This window comes from Streptomyces huasconensis (assembly GCF_021028635.1).
GTDB lineage: Bacteria > Actinomycetota > Actinomycetes > Streptomycetales > Streptomycetaceae > Streptomyces > Streptomyces huasconensis.
Window position 1 is genome coordinate 4,970,358 of sequence record NZ_CP086119.1, and the last position, 17,130, is coordinate 4,987,487.

General features: G+C 72.4%; 14 protein-coding genes. 7 read left to right on the top strand and 7 right to left on the bottom strand.

Features of this window, described 5'->3' with window-relative positions:
- Positions 1–23: 23 nt before the first annotated feature.
- The 5 genes from J2N69_RS22790 to J2N69_RS22810 all read right to left on the bottom strand — a co-directional run bounded on the left by J2N69_RS22790 (position 24) and on the right by J2N69_RS22810 (position 4,219).
- Positions 24–794: a succinate dehydrogenase iron-sulfur subunit gene (locus tag J2N69_RS22790; RefSeq protein ID WP_127911263.1), complete on the bottom strand. Its 771-nt coding sequence runs from the start codon at positions 792–794 to the stop codon at positions 24–26.
- Entirely contained in the window at positions 794–2,548 is a 1,755-nt protein-coding gene (gene sdhA / locus J2N69_RS22795) for a succinate dehydrogenase flavoprotein subunit (protein ID WP_127911262.1), read from the bottom strand. The genes J2N69_RS22790 and sdhA overlap by 1 nt, the downstream gene beginning before the upstream one ends.
- A gap of 16 nt (positions 2,549–2,564) precedes the next feature.
- The gene (locus tag J2N69_RS22800; RefSeq protein WP_230902399.1) at positions 2,565–3,068 is read right to left on the bottom strand and encodes a succinate dehydrogenase hydrophobic membrane anchor subunit; all 504 of its coding nucleotides are present in this window, start codon (positions 3,066–3,068) and stop codon (positions 2,565–2,567) included.
- Positions 3,069–3,076: 8 nt separating this feature from the next.
- Positions 3,077–3,457 carry a succinate dehydrogenase, cytochrome b556 subunit gene (gene sdhC, locus J2N69_RS22805; RefSeq protein WP_127911260.1) on the bottom strand — a complete coding sequence of 127 codons (381 nt, stop codon included), beginning with the start codon at positions 3,455–3,457 and terminating at the stop codon, positions 3,077–3,079.
- A gap of 147 nt (positions 3,458–3,604) precedes the next feature.
- Positions 3,605–4,219 carry a 2-oxo-4-hydroxy-4-carboxy-5-ureidoimidazoline decarboxylase gene (locus tag J2N69_RS22810; RefSeq protein ID WP_408056908.1) on the bottom strand — a complete coding sequence of 205 codons (615 nt, stop codon included), beginning with the start codon at positions 4,217–4,219 and terminating at the stop codon, positions 3,605–3,607.
- A 403-nt stretch (positions 4,220–4,622) separates the two neighbouring features.
- On the opposite strand from J2N69_RS22810, the gene J2N69_RS22815 reads away from it, so the two are divergent.
- The 4 genes from J2N69_RS22815 to J2N69_RS22830 all read left to right on the top strand — a co-directional run bounded on the left by J2N69_RS22815 (position 4,623) and on the right by J2N69_RS22830 (position 8,436).
- A complete protein-coding gene (locus J2N69_RS22815; RefSeq protein WP_230902400.1) occupies positions 4,623–6,221 on the top strand; it encodes a beta-N-acetylhexosaminidase in 1,599 nt (532 codons plus the stop codon).
- 123 nt (positions 6,222–6,344) lie between these two features.
- Positions 6,345–7,151 carry a DUF4328 domain-containing protein gene (locus tag J2N69_RS22820; protein ID WP_230902401.1) on the top strand — a complete coding sequence of 269 codons (807 nt, stop codon included), beginning with the start codon at positions 6,345–6,347 and terminating at the stop codon, positions 7,149–7,151.
- Positions 7,152–7,287: 136 nt separating this feature from the next.
- Positions 7,288–7,794 (top strand): hypothetical protein, encoded by a 507-nt coding sequence (locus J2N69_RS22825; RefSeq protein WP_230904826.1) that lies wholly within the window; start codon positions 7,288–7,290, stop codon positions 7,792–7,794.
- A gap of 72 nt (positions 7,795–7,866) precedes the next feature.
- Complete coding sequence (locus J2N69_RS22830) at positions 7,867–8,436, top strand: hypothetical protein (protein ID WP_230902402.1); 570 nt, start codon at positions 7,867–7,869, stop codon at positions 8,434–8,436.
- Between the two features lie 76 nt (positions 8,437–8,512).
- On the opposite strand, the gene J2N69_RS22835 is transcribed toward J2N69_RS22830, so the two are convergent.
- Positions 8,513–8,971, bottom strand: coding sequence for a hypothetical protein (locus J2N69_RS22835; RefSeq protein ID WP_230902403.1), 459 nt, complete (start codon positions 8,969–8,971; stop codon positions 8,513–8,515).
- Positions 8,972–9,210: 239 nt separating this feature from the next.
- Between J2N69_RS22835 and J2N69_RS22840 the strand changes: the two genes are divergently transcribed.
- Entirely contained in the window at positions 9,211–11,421 is a 2,211-nt protein-coding gene (locus tag J2N69_RS22840; protein WP_230902404.1) for a hypothetical protein, read from the top strand.
- Positions 11,422–11,471: 50 nt separating this feature from the next.
- Positions 11,472–13,094 (top strand): type 1 periplasmic-binding domain-containing protein, encoded by a 1,623-nt coding sequence (locus tag J2N69_RS22845; RefSeq protein ID WP_230902405.1) that lies wholly within the window; start codon positions 11,472–11,474, stop codon positions 13,092–13,094.
- 40 nt (positions 13,095–13,134) lie between these two features.
- Here J2N69_RS22845 and J2N69_RS22850 read toward each other — a convergent pair whose 3' ends face one another.
- Positions 13,135–15,840 carry an FG-GAP-like repeat-containing protein gene (locus tag J2N69_RS22850; RefSeq protein WP_230902406.1) on the bottom strand — a complete coding sequence of 902 codons (2,706 nt, stop codon included), beginning with the start codon at positions 15,838–15,840 and terminating at the stop codon, positions 13,135–13,137.
- A gap of 329 nt (positions 15,841–16,169) precedes the next feature.
- Here J2N69_RS22850 and J2N69_RS22855 point away from each other — a divergent pair, with 329 nt between their 5' ends.
- Entirely contained in the window at positions 16,170–17,075 is a 906-nt protein-coding gene (locus J2N69_RS22855) for a hypothetical protein (RefSeq protein ID WP_230902407.1), read from the top strand.
- The last annotated feature ends 55 nt before the right edge of the window (positions 17,076–17,130 follow it).

Consider the following 17,130-nt stretch of genomic DNA (forward strand, 5'->3'; position numbering starts at 1 on the left):
CGGATCAGACAAACGACGCGAGATCAGAAGCGGCGCGTGATCAGCGCGCGCTTGACCTCCTGGATCGCCTTCGTGACCTCGATGCCGCGCGGGCACGCGTCCGTGCAGTTGAACGTCGTGCGGCAACGCCACACGCCGTCCTTGTCGTTGAGGATCTCCAGGCGCTGCTCGCCCGCCTCGTCACGCGAGTCGAAGATGAAGCGGTGCGCGTTGACGATCGCGGCCGGGCCGAAGTACTGGCCGTCGTTCCAGAACACCGGGCACGAGGACGTGCACGCGGCGCACAGGATGCACTTGGTCGTGTCGTCGAAGCGCTCGCGGTCCTCGGCGGACTGCAGACGCTCACGCGTCGGCTCGTTGCCCTTCGTCACCAGGAACGGCATGACGTCGCGGTACGCCTGGAAGAACGGGTCCATGTCGACGACCAGGTCCTTCAGGACCGTCAGACCCTTGATGGGCTCGACCGTGATCGGCTTGCCCGGGTTGATGTCCTTGATCAGGGTCTTGCAGGCGAGGCGGTTCTTGCCGTTGATCCGCATGGCGTCCGAGCCGCAGATGCCGTGTGCGCAGGAGCGACGGAACGTCAGCGTGCCGTCCATGTCCCACTTGACCTTGTGGAGGGCGTCGAGGACACGCTCCTTGGGGTCGATCTCCAGCTCGAAGTCCTCCCACGTGGCGTCCGCCGAGACCTCGGGGTTGAAGCGGCGCACACGCAGGGTGATCGTGATGTAGGGGGAGTCGGCGAAGCCCGCCTCGGGCTTGGCGTCTTCCTTCTCGAGGGTCGGGGTAGCCATCAGTACTTACGCTCCATCGGCTGGTAGCGGGTCTGGACGACCGGCTTGTAGTCGAGACGGATCGTCTCCGTGCCGTCGTCGCCGACCTCGCGGTACGCCATGGTGTGGCGCATGAAGTTGACGTCGTCGCGGTTCGGGTAGTCCTCGCGGTAGTGACCGCCGCGCGACTCCTTGCGGGCCAGCGCGGACTGCGCCATCACCTCGGCCAGGTCGAGCAGGTTGCCCAGCTCGATGGCCTCCAGGAGGTCGGTGTTGAACCGCTTGCCCTTGTCCTGGATCGAGACGTTGAGGTAGCGCTCGCGGAGTTCCGCGATCTTCTCCACCGCCGTCTTGATGGTCTGCTCCGTGCGGAACACCATGACGTTGGCGTCCATGGTCTCCTGGAGCTCCTTGCGCAGCTCGGCGACCCGCTCGCTGCCCGTGGCGTCGCGCAGGCGCTCGACCTGGGAGACGACCAGCTCCTCCGCGTTCTCCGGAAGCTCGACGAAGTCGTTCTTCGCGGCGTACTCGGCGGCGGCGATGCCCGCGCGCTTGCCGAAGACGTTGATGTCCAGGAGCGAATTGGTGCCGAGGCGGTTGGCGCCGTGCACGGACACGCAGGCCACCTCGCCGGCCGCGTACAGACCCGGGACGACCGTGGTGTTGTCGGCCAGGACCTCACCCTCGACGTTCGTCGGGATGCCGCCCATGGCGTAGTGCGCGGTCGGCTGGATCGGGATCGGGTCCGTGTAGGGCTCGATGCCGAGGTACGTACGCGCGAACTCGGTGATGTCCGGCAGCTTGGCGTCGAGCTGCTCCGGCGGCAGGTGCGTGAGGTCGAGGTAGACGTGGTCGCCCTCGGGACCGCAGCCGCGGCCCTCACGGATCTCCGTGTAGATGGAGCGGGACACGACGTCACGGGACGCGAGGTCCTTCATGACCGGCGCGTACTTCTCCATGAAGCGCTCGCCGTCCTTGTTGCGCAGGATGCCGCCCTCACCGCGGGCGCCCTCCGTCAGCAGGATGCCCATGCGCCAGATGCCGGTCGGGTGGAACTGGAAGAACTCCATGTCCTCCAGCGGGATACCGCGCCGGTAGCAGGCCGCCTGGCCGTCGCCGGTGAGCGTGTGCGCGTTCGAGGTCACCTTGAAGAACTTGCCGGTGCCGCCCGAGGCGTAGATCACCGACTTCGCCTGGAAGATGTGGATCTCGCCGGTGGCCAGCTCGTACGCGACGACGCCCGCGCTCTTCTTGACCCCGTCCACCTCGACGATGATCTGGTCGAGGACGTAGAACTCGTTGAAGAACTCCACACCCTCCTTGACGCAGTTCTGGTAGAGGGTCTGGAGGATCATGTGGCCGGTGCGGTCGGCGGCGTAGCAGGACCGGCGCACGGCGGCCTCGCCGTGGTTGCGGGTGTGACCGCCGAAGCGCCGCTGGTCGATGGTGCCGTCCGGGGTGCGGTTGAACGGCAGGCCCATCTTCTCCAGGTCGAGGACCGCGTCGATGGCCTCCTTCGCCAGGATCTCGGCGGCGTCCTGGTCGACCAGGTAGTCGCCGCCCTTGACCGTGTCGAAGGTGTGCCACTCCCAGTTGTCCTCCTCCACGTTGGCGAGCGCGGCGGCCATGCCGCCCTGCGCGGCGCCCGTGTGGGAGCGGGTGGGGTACAGCTTGGTGAGCACGGCGGTGCGGCTGCGCTTCGTCGCCTCGATGGCGGCGCGCATGCCGGCGCCGCCCGCGCCGACGATGACGGTGTCGTACTTGTGAATCTTCACTGGGGTCGCCTCGGCTTTAGCGGATGTTCGGGTCGAAGGTGAAGATCACCAGCGTGCCCAGAAGGATGGTGAACACCGTGGCGGTGTACAGCAGGCCCTTGAGCCACAGACGCGTGTTCGGGCGCTCGGCGTAGTCGTTGATGACCGTGCGCAGGCCGTTGGCGCCGTGCAGCATGGCGAGCCACAGCATCAGCAGGTCCCAGACCTGCCAGAACGGCGAGGCCCAGCGGCCCGCGACGAACGCGAAACCGATCTTCGACACGCCGCCGTCGAGCACCAGCTGGATCAGCAGGTGGCCGAGGACGAGGACGACGAGGACGACTCCGGAGAGGCGCATGAAGAGCCATGCGGCCATCTCGAAGTTGCCGCGGGTCGAGCGCGGGGTCTTGGAGGTGCGCTTGCGCGGCGCCTCGATGAGGGGGGCCGGGTGGTCCACGTCGTAGAGCGAGGCACCCTCGACGGGGCCCACTCCGGACGTACCGGACGTTCCGGACTTGTCGAGCGTGGTGTCAGCAGACATGTCTGGCGTCAGCTCCCGAAGACTTCGCGGACGGCGTGGCCGAGGACGGGGTAGAGCGCCCCGATCATCAGGACGACCCAGATGCCGACGACGGTCCAGAGCATCTGCTTCTGGTAGCGGGGTCCCTTCGACCAGAAGTCGACGGCGATGACGCGCAGGCCGTTGAGCGCGTGGAAGAGGATGGCGGCGACCAGGCCGTACTCGAGGAGTGCGACGAGGGGCGTCTTGTAGGTGCTGACGACGTCGTCGTACGCCTCCGGGGAGACGCGGACGAGAGCGGTGTCCAGCACATGCACGAACAGGAAGAAGAAGATGAGGACGCCGGTGACTCGATGAGCCACCCAGGACCACATTCCTTCCCGGCCGCGGTACAGCGTTCCAGCCGGCACGGAAGTTCCTCCGGGAGCGGGGGTTGGGGCCGGCCGGCTTCGGTGTCGGACGAGCCCGGCCGGGTACGGTCCACCGGCCGCCCGTCATCGTATCGACGAGTTGTCGGTGGGCCTGCCCCGGGTCCTCAGGTGTGATCAAACAGGCAGTCAAACAGGCACGTACGGGCTATCGGGGTACGAGGCCGGACGGCGGGGCCCGGTGGCGTCGTCAGCGGCGTTTTCGGCGGCGTGGCGCAGGGTGAGGCGGGTCAGACGGCCGCGGGCCAGGCGCCGAAGTTCGTCGGCGGCGACGGCGCGTTCCTCCTCCGGATCGTTGCCGAGGCGTGACCGAAGACCGGAGAGCAGATGGTCCAGGGCCTCCTCCGGGGCGACTTCGTCGAGGCAGATCACGAACGTGTGACCGAAGCGGCTCTCGTACGCGGCGTGCGCGGCGCGCAGGGCGGTGTGCGCCGCGCTGTACGTGACCCGGGGTGCCTCCGCGCGGCTGACCGGGGGGTCGAGGGGTTCGCGGGCCAGAGCCTCGGCGAGGTCGGCGGGCGAGAGGTCGTACGCCGCCTCGTCACAGGCGGCGAGCAGTGCGTCGAGGTCCGGGTACGGGCGGTGGGCGGCGACGCGGCGGGCCCAGCGCAGGCTTCCGCAGCAGGTCAACAGGGCGGCTTCGGCCGCGCCCGGCGTGGCGGAGTTCAGCCGTTCCGGCGTGGCGACGGGGGCGGCGGCGTGGGCGCCGGCGCCGGGGAGTCGGGTGGAACGGTGCGGGGACAGCGGGCGCTCCTGGGCAGGGGGCGGCTGGGACGGGCGGGAGCAGTGGGGGAGGGCGGTGCTGGTGGCGCCGGTGGGACGCGGCGCCGGTGGTACAGGTGGTGCCAGTGTGGGACGCAACGGTAGCGAGGCGGGGGAAGGGGCGTCCGATGGATGAGCGAATTTCATCCGGACGGGAGAGGTGCGCCCCGTGGTGTGGGCGGATGCAGGCCGGGGCCCCGTCGTAGCGTGGCGGCATGGCTCTGACTTCCGGTGCTGCTCGTGTTTCCGGTGTTTCTGGTGCTGCCGGTGTTCCTGTCACTTCCGGTGCTTCCGGTGCTTCTGATGTGGCGCGGGAGCGGCCCGCCGCGCGGCCGGGCGGTGATCCCGCGAGGACGCGGGGGGCGCCCGGCGTCCGGGGGCGGCGGTGAGGCGCGCGCCCGTCCTCGCGGCGGGCGGTGCCGTCGTCGCGGGAGCCGTCGCGCTGACCGTCGCGCTGTGGCCAGGCGGTGACGGGCGCGGCCCCGCGGACCCGCCCTCGCCCCCGTCGGACCGGAATTCGGCCGCCGCCTCGCGCGCGCCGAGCCCGAGCAGGAGCTACCCCCTGTCGAAGGCCCCGCGGACCATCCCGGCCGTGCGGGAGCACACCGCCGCCCGCGGGCCCGGCTGGCGCCCCGCCGAGGGCAAGGGCCGCGTGGTCGTCCGCGACGAGGGCCTGGCCGACGAGGCCCGCCTCCTCGCCGGTGAGCTGAAGCTGCGGTACGGCGGGGACGGGCGCGCCCGCGCGGGTGACGTCGAACTGGCGCTCGCGTCCGGGGCGGCAGGCGGCCCGGAGTCGTACACCCTGTCCGTGCAGGCGGGAACGGTGCGGATCACCGCGCCCGACGAGGCCGGGGTGTTCTACGGGACCCGCACGCTCAAGCAGGAGGTGGCGGCCGGCCGGACGGCCCCCGAGGGCGTCGTGCGGGACCGGCCCGCCAAGCCGCAGCGGGGCTTCATGCTGGACATCGCCCGCAAGCACTTCGACGCCGAGTGGATCGAGGACCGCGTCCGTGAGCTGGGCGACCTGAAGTTCAACCAGCTCGGCCTGCACTTCTCCGACGACCAGGCCTTCCGCATCGAGTCCGACTCGCACCCCGAGATCGTCTCCGCCGACCACCTCACCAAGGACCGGGTCCGCCGCATCCTGAAGCTCGCCGCGAGCCGGCACATCACCGTCGTGCCGGAGATCGACTCGCCGGGGCACCTCGGCGCCGTCATCCGCGCGCACCCCTCGCTCCAGCTCCGGAACGCCCGGGGCGCCGTCGCGCGCGGCGCGGTCGACATCTCCGAGCCGACGGCCGCGCGGATCGTCGACGACCTCCTGAAGGAGTACGCCGAGCTGTTCCCCGGCCGCCACTGGCACCTCGGCGCCGACGAGTACAGCGCCCTGACGGTCGAGAACCCCGAGGCGTCCTTCCCGCGGCTGGCCGCCGCCGCCCGCGAACGGTACGGACCGGACGGCCGGGTGCAGGACCTGGCGACGGGGTGGCTCAACGACCGGGCCGACACCGTGCGCCCGTACAAGAAGAAGCTCAGGGCGTGGAACGACGGCTTCTTCCGGGGCGGGCGGGCCGAGGCCGCCGAGGACCTGGAGGTCGCGTACTGGACGGGCAAGGAGATCGGCGCCCGGGACCCCGAGGAGTACCTGAAGGCCGGGCGCGAGCTGGTCAACTACAACGACGAGTACCTCTACTACGTCCTCGGCGAGCCCCAGACGTTCCGCTACCCCACCGGGCAGCGGATCTACGAGAGCTGGACCCCGCGTGTGATCCGCGGCACGCGGCCGGTGAGCGCGGAGTACGACGACCAGATCCTCGGCGGGTCCTTCGCCGTCTGGTGCGACCTGGCCCGCTCCCAGACGCAGGAGCAGGTCGCGCGGGGCATCCGCATGCCCCTGCGGGCCACCGTCCAGAAGCTGTGGGACCCGCGCACGCCCACGCTTTCCTGGAGCGAATTCGTGAAACTCGCTGATACGGTCCGTTAGCCGCCGCCCGGCGCCCTGGGGAGGGACACGGGCGGGCGGCTTCTGGTCACGTCCTACACGTCCGTGAATCCCGTGGGGGGTCGCTCAGCGATGCTGTGCAAGGCATGTCAGTTCAATACGGCGGTGACGGCGCAGGGGTACTGCGGCGTCTGCGTCCAGGCCGCCGCCGCGGCCGCGCCGCCGCCCGGCCCCGCCATGGTCGACGGGCGCGCCGCCTGGCTGCGCTCGCCCGTCGGGCTCGGCCGGGCCACCGCGGTCCTGCTCGGCCTCGTCATCGCCACCGACGTGTACTCGCTGTGGGCCGGCACCGTCATGCAGGACGTGCTGGGAAAGCTGGTCGGCGGGGCGTACGGGGCGGACATCGAGCGGGAGGCGGACCACGCCGACACGCTGTACGCGAACACCGGCATCGCGCAGACGGTCGCCCTGCTCGCCACCTGCGTCGTCTTCCTCGTCTGGTTCCACCGGGTGCGCGTGAACGCCGAGGTGTTCGACCCGCACATCCACCGCAAGAAGCGCGGCTGGACGGTGTGGGGCTGGTTCGTGCCGGTCGTGAACCTCTGGTTCCCGCGGCGGATCGCCGTCGACATCTGGGACGCGAGCGGCACCCGGAGCGCGACGCCCGACGGCATGCCGCCCCTGGACCCGGCGGCGGAGCGCGGCCCGCACGGGCTCGTCAACGTCTGGTGGACGCTGTGGGTGGCGAACCTCTTCGCCGGGCGGTGGGCGACCCAGTCGTACATGAAGGCCGAGGAGGCCGACGAGATCAAGGCGGCGGTCGCCAACATGATGTTCACGGACGCCCTCGACATCGCGGCCGCTGTCCTCGCCATCGTCTTCGTGCTGCGGCTCACGCGCATGCAGGACACCAAGGCCCGCCTGGGCCCGGCCCCCGCGCCGCAGCCGGTGGCCTTCCCCGCCACCCCGTGATCTCCCTGATCCGGTGACTCCGGTGGCGGACTCGCCCGCCTCCGTGGTGTATCCGGCCGAGGCCGGGCAGAACGGTCACATGAGCCGCCACGGCCGGCGGCTCGACCGTGCCACGGAGTACGACGGGGGACGCGCCATGGGCTACTGGGGGTATTACGTCGTGGGCAGGAGCGAGCGGCCGCTCGCCCGGTTCCCGGCGGTCGAGGGCGTACGGGACGACCTGTCCCTGCTCGAACGGCGGGCCGACGGCTGGCAGGTGTGGGAGGTGCCGGGCGGCGACGGCACGCGCGACATCGGGAACATGAACACGCTCGCCCTGCAGACGGGCGCGCCCGCGCTCTTCGGATACGTGATGGACAGCGCGTGCGTGGCCGTCGAGGCGGCGGCGCCCGAGAGCGGGGCGTGGACGACCTGCCTGGCCCGGCGCGCGATGGCCGACTGCCTCGGTGACGGCGGCCTGACCGTGGAGGACTACTTCCTGGAGCCGTCCGATGCCGCCGCGCGCGCGGTCGCCTGGGCCGCCGAGGCGGGCCGGACCGTGCGGGCGGCGGCGCTCCTCGACGTGCTGAACGCCGACGCCGAGCCCTCGGCGGAGCAGCTCTTCTTCCGCTTCCTCGACCGGCTCGGTGTCGTGCCGCAGTGACGGCAGTGACGTTCCCGGCGCGGCGCACGCAGTACAGGTGAAGCGCAGGGTCCGTGACGGGAGACGTACAGCATGAGCCTGGTGGAGCTGATCGCACAGGCCGACGACCGGGGTCTCGCGGCCAGTGGGCTTGCCTGCCTCGACCGCTGCGTGCCGGTGCTCGGCGGCGACGACGACCTGTTGCGGCCCCTGTGGGCGCGGCTGGCGGAGGGCGGTGACTGGGGCGCGGCGCTGGCCGGCGCCCGGTCGGCGCTCACGCCCCCGGCGGACGACGGCGGTTCGCCGGACGAGGCCACCGTGCTGGCCCGGCGCATGCTGGACGCCGTCCCCGCCGCGCACACGGGCCCCGCGGTGCGCGAGTGGGCGGACGGCTGCTCCGTCGCGGCCCTCCAGGTCCACCGGCTTCTGGAGACCGCGCCATGGGAGGGGGCCCGCCCGGTGTCGGCGCGCCGCGAGGGCCGTACGGACGGCATGACGCCGCTGGTCGAGGCCGAACTGCGGCGCCAGATCCGCATCCTGGAACTCCTGTCCAACAAGGGCGCGGGCCCGGCGGGCGGCCTGCGGCAGGCGCTGGACGTCTCCCTGGAGGGGCGGCGGGTGCTGCGGGCGGTGGTGTCGCGGCGGGCGCGGAGGTGTGGCTGACGGGGGCTGCCTGTACGGGCTGCCGGTGGGGCCGCCTGGAGGGTGTCTGTGTCGCTGCCCCTTCAGCTTCGTCTCGTCAGTGCCGCCGCGCGGACGGTTCGCCGTGGACGGCGTCCGCGTCGGTGACGGGGGCGGTGACGGCGGTGGGGGCCGAGCGGCTCTTCCCCTCGTCGCCGCCGAGGAAGCCGTACGCGATGAAGCCGGCGCAGATGCCGATCAGCACCGCGCCGGCGGCCAGCACGCGGCGGTCCGAGACCTCGCCGACGACGGTCGGATCGTCGGGGTCCTCGGGAACGACGACTTCCCCGAGGCCGGGTTCTCCTCGGCCGACTGCTTCGGGGGCGGCTGCTCCGAGGTCGGCTGCTCCGGGGCCGGCTTCTCCGATTCCGGCCGCTCCCCTCCCGGCCGCTCCCCTCCCGGTCGCTCCCCTCCCGGTCTCTCCGGTCCCGGCTTCTCCGATCCCCGCCTCTTCCAGGCGCCTGATGCCCGCTTCTTCCAGGTGCCTGATGCCCGCCGCGTTCCCCTTCTTCGTCATCCCCGCCCCCTGAGCGATCCCCCGCAACCGGCGATCCGCGAATCCGGCCGGTTATACAACACCTTCTCCTCCGTCCACCAGCGCCAGGACCAACACCGTCCGCCGCGCGTCCGCACAGGCGGCGTCATTCGGCCCAACTGCGCGGGCTTCGCCGTTCTCGCTCCAAAACCCTTGGCCCTTGGTTAACCTGACGAGCCATCACCGGCGACCCGGCCGCCTCAGCGGCCACGGAGGAGCCCGTGCGTGAGGAACTCGGATTCGACGAGCTGCTGGACGACGGCGGCTTGATCGCCCGGCTGCTCGGCAGGACCGCGGCGGGGCGCAAGAGAGAGCCGCTCTACGGGCCCGATCTGCCCGTGGTGCTGCTCGTCGGCGGGCCCGGCATGGGCAAAGGGCGCCTCCTGCGGTGCGTCCGGGACCGCTTCGGGCCGCGCGTGCCCGTCGCGTACCTCGACTGCGCCCTGAGCGACTGCCGGGAGCAGGCCGAACAGCGGCCCGGCAGCCGGTCGGACGTGACGGAGGCACTGCGCCTGATCGCCCTGCAGTACGGGGACTGGGCGGGGGACGGCGGCAAGATCGCCGTACCACGGCTGTACGCCGGTCTCGCGGCCGTGGCGGCGAGCGACCGGCTCGCCCACGTGGCGCCGCTGGTGGACGAGGTGGGCCGCCTGGAGAGTCTGCTGCCGCCCAAGTCCTTCTGGCGCGGCGTGCTGATGGGGGCGGCCAACAACTACCTCGGCTTCCTGGGCGGCCTGGTCACCACGCCACTGGCGGGGCCGTTCATCAACGCCCTCCTCGACGGACTGTTCGCCCGCCTCTCCCCGGAGGGCAGGTCCGCCCTCACGGAGGGGTACGGCGACTACCCCGGCGCGGGCGGCAATCCCCAGGCCGGGCTGCGGTCCCTGGGCGGCGACTTCCAGCAGGGCGGCGAGGCGCGCCGGATCGCCGAGGGCTTCCTGTTCCGGGCCCTGCGGCAGGACATCGACGCCGCCTACAGCTCCGTACGGGGACGGCTGTCGCGGGTGGGGCGGCCCGCCCTGCTCCTCGACCACGCGGACAACTCCCTGGGCAGGCGGCTGCTGAAGCCGGCCCTGGAGGACCGGGAGCGCGGCCACCACGACCGCCTGGTCGTCTTCGCGACCGCCCGGCGCGAGGACGGCGGACGCTTCCTCCACCGCGCGGGCGGCCCCGCGGCGGAGACGGCCAGGTGGGAGCCGTTCACCGGAGCGCTGCCCGACTGGAGTCGCCCGCCGGGCGGTGTGCCCGATCACGCGCCGCTGTGGCGCGGCGTCCTCCTCGTCCGCATGCCCGTGCTCACCCGTGATCAGCAGAAGGCCGAGCTGAGCCGGTTGCGGGGCGGCCAGGAACAGCCGGACACCGCCGTCCGGCTGCGTATCCACAGCGGTGTGCACCGGCTGAGCGGCGGCCGCCCGCTGTTCGTGACCCGGCTCGGGGAGGCCGCCGCTGCCTTGCGGTTCTCCGCACCGGAGGACTGCACCGACTGGACGCTCCTCGACGTCCGGGTGCCCGCGGGGGACGACGACGAGGGGCGCCGCGTGGCCGACCGCCCCGTGGCCGACGTACTCATCGACGAACTCGTCGCCCGTCAGCGGCCCGAGGAGCTGCCTCCGGAACACCGCGCCCACTGGCTCGACCTGCTCACCCATCTGTCGGTGGCGCACGACGTGGAGTGCGCCCAGACCCTGATGCGCGCGGTGCAGGAGGGGCGGGACGACCAGCTGTCCGCCTACCTCATCGCCGACCTCATGGAGGACAGCGGCTGGCCGCGCTGCCCCCGGCACTTCATCGGCGACCTCGGCCTGCGCCGTCTGCTGACGCGGCGGCTGCACCTCCTGCGGCCGGGCGGCGCCGCCTGGCACACGGATCACGCGCTGCTCCAGGGCCACTACCGCGACCTGGGGAACGACCACCCCGACCCGCTGTTCAGGACCGCGGGCGCGCACCGGATGCACCACCTGCTCGCCTCCGACGGCGCGGACCTCGTCACGCGGTATCTGGCCGGAACCTTCCTCACCCGCCCGCTCACCGACTGGTGCGAGGAGCTGCTCTCCATCGCCGACGCCGCGCTCATCGGGGTGGCCGACGACCGGTACGCCCACGCCCTCGGCGAGATCCACGTCCACGGCGACACCCGGCGGCGGCTGATCGACCGCCTGCTGCACGCGGTGTGGCTCACGGAGGACCGCACGCAGCCGCTCGACGAGACCGTGCCGGGCGCGCTGCGCGGTCCGCTCCGCGGCCTCAGCGAGGAACTGGCGCGGATCGCCGACGAGGCGGTGCGCGACCAGGGGCCGGAAGGGGCGGATGTGGCCAGGGCGGCGGAGGGGGCCGCGCTCCTCGTCCGCATGGCCCGGGAGTGGGGCGACCGGGCGGAGGACAAGCAGCCGCTCCAGCGGTGCGGGTGTACGGAGCACATCGGGTTCGGGTGACCAGGCGGTACGTGGCGGTACGTGGCTTCACCGGCAGAGGGAGAGCAGCGTTGAGACGGTTCGGGAACTGGCTGTACAACACGTTGTGGGCCAACTGGACGCGCAGGATCGCCACGCTGCTCGGCCTCGCGGTCGTGGGCACGCTGGTCTACGTGCTCCTGCCCCCGCCCGATGAGCCCGCCGGACCGGAGACCTGCGCCACCGGCGTCGTCCGGCGCGGCGGCGAATGCATCGGGGTCAACGGCACCGGCTACGACTTCGGCACCCCGGAGATCGGCAAGGTGGCCCGCGCCATCGCCGAGGAGAACAGGAAGGCCGGCGGCAAGCCACACGTCACCATCGCGATGATGCTGCCGCTCCAGCCCGACATCCCCGCCGAGCGACGGCAGCTCCGCAGCGAGATCCAGGGCGCCTATCTCGCCCAGTACCGGGCGAACCGCGGGGAGAACGTCCCGCTCATCCGGCTTGTCCTCGCCAACCCCGGTGACGGCTACGCCCAACAGGCCAAGGTGGTGCGCCAGTTGGGGTCCATGGCGAAGGACAAGCGGCACAACCTCCGCGCCGTCACCGGCTTCAACCTGAGCCTGCGGACCACCGAGAAGGCCATCGGGCAGCTGACCAGGAAGCATGGCATTCCCGTCCTCGCCAGCCGCATCAGCGCCGACGGCCTCGCCAACCCGGAGGACGAAAACAAGGGCGTCCCTTTCCCCGGCCTCGCCCGGATCATCCCGACCAACAGCCAGCAGGCCAGGGCTCTGGCGAGCTTCCACGGCGGTCTCGACGACGCGGAGACCGTCCTGATCAAGGACACCCGGCCGAACGACATCTACGTCGAGTCGCTCGCCGAGGCGTTCGGCCGCGACGAGCCGGGCCCGCCGGGGCCGAAGGACCAGCCGTACAGATCCCCGGGGATCACCGAGGTCGGCACCACGGGCAACGACTTCGAGCAGATCAGTCTGAACATCTGCGAGTCCAAGGCGCGGTACGTCTACTTCGCCGGCCGCCCCGTCCATCTCAGGCTCTTCGCGCTCAAGCTGGCGGAGACGTCGTGCCACGGCAAGAAGTACACGATCGTCAGCGGCTCGGGAGCCGCCGCCCTGAACCGCTACATGAAGGGCGGCGACTGGGAGACACTGCGCGGCGGCAGGGACGCCGAGGAGCCCACCGTCACCGTTCAGTACGCGGCTCCGGCACACCCCAAGGCGTGGGAGGGCGCGCTGCGCGCATGGGACAAGGAGCACGACGACCCGAAGTCCCGCCCCGGCTACCTCACCGATCCCCAGCGGGAACTGCGCGAGCTGGAAGACCTGGCGTGGAAGGGCACCGCGGGCGACATCGGTGACGTCCGCCTGGAGGACTCCCGCACCATGCTGGTCCACGACGGCGTCCGCACCATCGCCCGGGCCGTGGTCCTCGCCACCTCCCAGGCGCGGGGCGGGGTGCCGCCCCTGGAACGGGTCGCATCGGAGTGGCCGCGCCTGGAGTCCAAGTACCGCGTGAACGGCACCAGCGGCTGGATCTGCCTGACCAACGCGGGCAACGCCTACAACAAACCGGTCGCCGTCGTCGAACTCGACCCGCGCACGAAGAAGGTGGACTTCGTGGGCATCGGCTGGCCCGAGAACGGCCGGGCGCAGCCGGACAACTGCATCGTGCCCAGCAAGACGGAGTGACGGGCCGCGCCGCCGGTCGCGGAGCGGCGCGGCCCGTGGTTCAGGGCGTCAGCGCCTGGCCCAGCCGGGCCCCCGCCGGGGTGCCCAGCAGCGTCCGCGTGTAGTACACGCCGCTCGCGCCGGGTACGCCCGAACTGCCGCTGTCCAGCTGGAGGATCGTACCGTCGCCCGCGTCCTCTCCCTCGGCGCCGATGGCCAGGTCCGCCCGGCCCGAGCCGGACAGGTCGGCCAGCGTGACCGAGGAGCCGAGGCGGTCGCCGCTCTCCGTGGCGCCGGGGACGTCGGGCTCGTCCTGCGAGAAGGGCAGCGCGCCCGTGCCGGTGAGGCCGGCCGCGGACCCCTTCAGGAGCAGGGAGGTGCCGGCGTCCTTGCGGTTGGCGCCGGCGCGGGTGATGTCCTCGCCCGGGGCGCCGGTGAGGACGTCCGCGTAACCGTCGAGGTCGTAGTCGCCCGACGCGACCGACCAGCCCATCGCGTCACCCGACTCGGCGGCGCCGACCACGCCGCCGGTCGCCTGGTGGACCGTCGTCAGGCCCGTCGTGGCGAACCCCGTCGAGGCGCCCGGGACGACCGTGACCTGGCCGCCCGTGTGCGCGCCGGACTCGGAGGTGTACGGCTGGCCGATGACCAGGTCGTCGTAGCCGTTGCCGTTGACGTCACCCACGGCGACCGAACGGCCGCCCGGCACGGACAGCACGCCCACCCGGTTCAGCCCCGAGCGGCCGCCCCGGAACCACGCGACCTTGCCCTTGCCCGCCTGGTCGCGGTAGGTGAGGGCCACATCCGCGTAGCCGTCGCGGTTGAAGTCGCCGGACGCGGCGTCGGCGTACGCGATGGCGGTGTCGCCCGGGGTGAGGCTGCCGCCCGACTCCCGGTCGGCGTCCAGCCGCGCGGCCCACGAGCCGCCCGTGCCGGTCGCCGCCGCGAAGACGTCGGCCTTGCCGTCGGCGTTGAAGTCGCCGACGGCGACCGCCGAACCGAAGCGGGCCTTCGCGTAGTTGAAGTCGTCCGAGAGCTGCATGTCCGTGCCGGACGTGAAGGACGGGCCGTACAGCATGGTGACCGCGCCGCGGTCGGTGTGGCCCGAGGAGTCGTCCTCGCCGGGGGCGCCGACGACGAGGTCCGCGTACCCGTCGCCGTTCAGGTCGCCCCACGCCGTGGCGGCTCCCCACTCGTCGCCCGCCTCGGAGACGCCGGGGACGCCGGTGCTGGTCTGCGTCAGGGAGATCTTCCGCCCGCCCGCCGGACCGCCGGGGCCGCCGGGCACGACCGTCACCCGGCCGCGGTCGCCCGACGCCTTCGGGGTGCCCGCGACCAGGTCGGCGGCGCCGTCACGGTCGAAGTCGGCCGTCGGAACCGCCGAGCTGCGGCCCGCGCTCGCCGCGAAGCGGCGGATCTCGCCCAGCTCGGCGTGGAGGTTCTTGCCCGGGCAGGGGGTCGTGGCGGCGTCGCGGTGGCCGGAGACCGTGTGCAGCGAGGCCTGCTCGCCCTTCTGCCACACGCCCGTGTCGGCGGAGGCGGTCAGCGTGACCTTGCCGGCCGGGTCGCCGTCGTACTGGCCGAGCTTCCAGGCCGCCACGCGCGCCACCGATTCCAGGGCGGCGCGCGTCGGCCTGCCCGCGCTCCTGCCGGTCGCCGGGTCGCCCTCGAAGTCGCCGAGGACGGCGATGCCCGTCGACTCGCCGTCGAAGCCGTCGGTGTGCGCGCCGAGCACGGGTACGTCGACGCCGCCCGCACGGCCCTCGAAGACGCGGCCGCACTTGTCCACGAGGAAGTTGAAGCCGAGGTCGTTCCTGCCCTCGGTCCGCACCTGGTACGTCATGAGGGCGCGGATCAGCGCGGGGGACTCGGCGCAGCGGTAGTCGTTGGTGCCCGCCGTGTGGTGGACGAAGACCGCCTTGACCTTCTCCCCGTACTCCGCCGGGTCCTTCACGAGCGACTCGTCGGCGCCCCAGGCGGCGCGGCCGATGATCGGCGGCCGCTTGACCGTCGACGGCGGCGGCGTCGGCTTGGTGGGGGTCGGCTTCGGGGTCGGCGAGGGGGAGTCCGAAGCGGGGCCGGTGGGGGCGCCGGTGGCGGGACCGGTGGGAGCGCCGGTGGCGGGGCCGGTGGGGGACGGGGAGTCGCCCGGGGCCGTCGGTTCGCCCGAGGCCGAGGGGGGCGCGGTCGGTGAGGGGGGCGCGTCCGTCGGCTCGCCGGGGTCCGTCGGGGCCGGGCTGGTCTCCTCGGGCGGTGTGGGCGGCACGGTCTCGTCGGATGGTGTGGGCGGCACGGTGTCGTCGGGCGCCGGGCTCTTCGCCTCCGCGGACGTCACCCCCGGGTCCACGAGGCTGACCTCAAGGCCCTTGGGCAGCTCGCGCCGTGCCGACCCGTCGGCCGCGGCGACACGGACCTCCACACCGTCCGAGGGGCCGACCCAGAGCGGCTCGGAGGCGCCCCGCGCACCCGCCTCCGTCTGTTCCGTCTGCTCCGTCTTCAGGGCGCGCCAGCCGCTCCACTTCCCGGAGCCGAGGGCGCGCGTGCGGACCTGCGCGGTGCCCGCGAGCTCCTGCGTGGCGTCGCTCCACGAGACCCCGAGGAGCGAGAACGGCCCGGTCGACGTGCGCGGCAACTCCCGCGCGGCGCCGTCGGCCCGCAGCGCGAGATCGCGTACGCCGGCCGGCCGCTCGGCACGGGGGTCCGCGCCCGGCACCCCGGAGTTCGGACCGGCCACGGCGTACGTCACCGCCCCCGCGCCGCCCAGCACGACGGCACCGATCGTCAGCCACGCCCGGCGCCTTGGACTCAGCGGCCGGTACGCATGCGTGGTACGCGGCTTTTCACGCGGTTTGCCCGGGCTCAAGTGCCCCACCCCTTAGCGAATTTCAGGCGAATCAAGCGAGTTCGTACGACATTCTGATGGATCAAAGGGTTGTACGCGGGCGGTTGTTCGGCGGCGTGATGTTCCCCGCACGCCCGGGGCGTGACGGCACGGCGCCCGAATGCGCTGGGCCATGTGACAGTTGTGTCGGTCGTGTCAGTTGTGACGTGGTGGAACGGGCGGGGACTCCGGTGGATGAACAGGCGGCACATCGCGTGAACGGCCGGTCGACGCAGCGCAGTCGGTGGCTGCGGGCGGCCGCGCTCTGCCTCGCCACGGGCACGGCCGTGGGCGCGCTCACCTCCTGCGGCTCCGACGGAGAAGTGACGTACGCCGGCGGCACCATCGAAGAGGCGGACCGCGCCGGAACCGCGGCCGACGGCGGCGACAAGCCCGCTTCCGGCGACGAGGGGCGCGGCAGGAAGCTCGCCCTGAAGGGCATGGAACTGCTCAGGACGGCCGACACGGTACGCATCGGCATCGCCCTGCGGACCCAGAAGGGCCACCAGAAGGTCTCGCTGCACATGGACCGCAAGAGCAACTGCACGGGCACGTTCGACTCGGGCCCGACACAGCGCGGCGACTTCATCATGATCGCGGACGGTTCGAGGTACGTGCGGTTCACCGACGGCGCGCTGGACGAGATCGACGAACTGGCGGCCCGGCGCGGCCCCGAGATCGCCGACCGCGTCCGGGAGCGGACGGCGCTGGCGCGCGGCAAGTACCTGAAGGTGCCGAAGGGCACCTCCCCCAGCGGGCCCGCGGCGCCGACGAACAACTGCGACCTCGACAAGCTCACCGGCGAGATCGGCAGCCCGGAGCTGGACGAGGTCATCACCGCCCGCCCCACCACCCGCCGGTACGGCACCGACGTCACCCCGCTCGCCGAGAAGAAGGACGGCGAGGAGACCACGGTGTACGTGGCGGCGACCGGGGACCCGTACATCCTCGGTGTCGAGGTGAAGAAGAGCGGCGGCATGTTCGCGGACGACCAGACCATGTCCATGCGGATGTCCGACTACGACGAGCCGGTCGCCGCGGTGGCCCCGGCCCCGGGCCTCACCGTCGACATCTCCCGGCTACGGCCCGGGAGTCCGGACGGGTCGTTGTTCGAGGTCTGAGGCTTCGCGGGTCGAGGCGGTGAGCCGCCCGATGGCCGGGATCGCCGGGCGCGCG

Excerpts from the sequence above, each read along its gene's own strand:
- J2N69_RS22790 (WP_127911263.1), bottom strand. The coding sequence starts at position 794 with ATGGCTACCCCGACCCTCGAGAAGGAAGACGCCAAGCCCGAGGCGGGC.
- J2N69_RS22800 (WP_230902399.1), bottom strand. The coding sequence starts at position 3,068 with ATGTCTGCTGACACCACGCTCGACAAGTCCGGAACGTCCGGTACGTCC.
- J2N69_RS22825 (WP_230904826.1), top strand. The coding sequence starts at position 7,288 with ATGGGCTACTGGGGGTATTACGTCGTGGGCAGGAGCGAGCGGCCGCTC.
- J2N69_RS22830 (WP_230902402.1), top strand. The coding sequence starts at position 7,867 with ATGAGCCTGGTGGAGCTGATCGCACAGGCCGACGACCGGGGTCTCGCG.
- J2N69_RS22835 (WP_230902403.1), bottom strand. The coding sequence starts at position 8,971 with ATGACGAAGAAGGGGAACGCGGCGGGCATCAGGCACCTGGAAGAAGCG.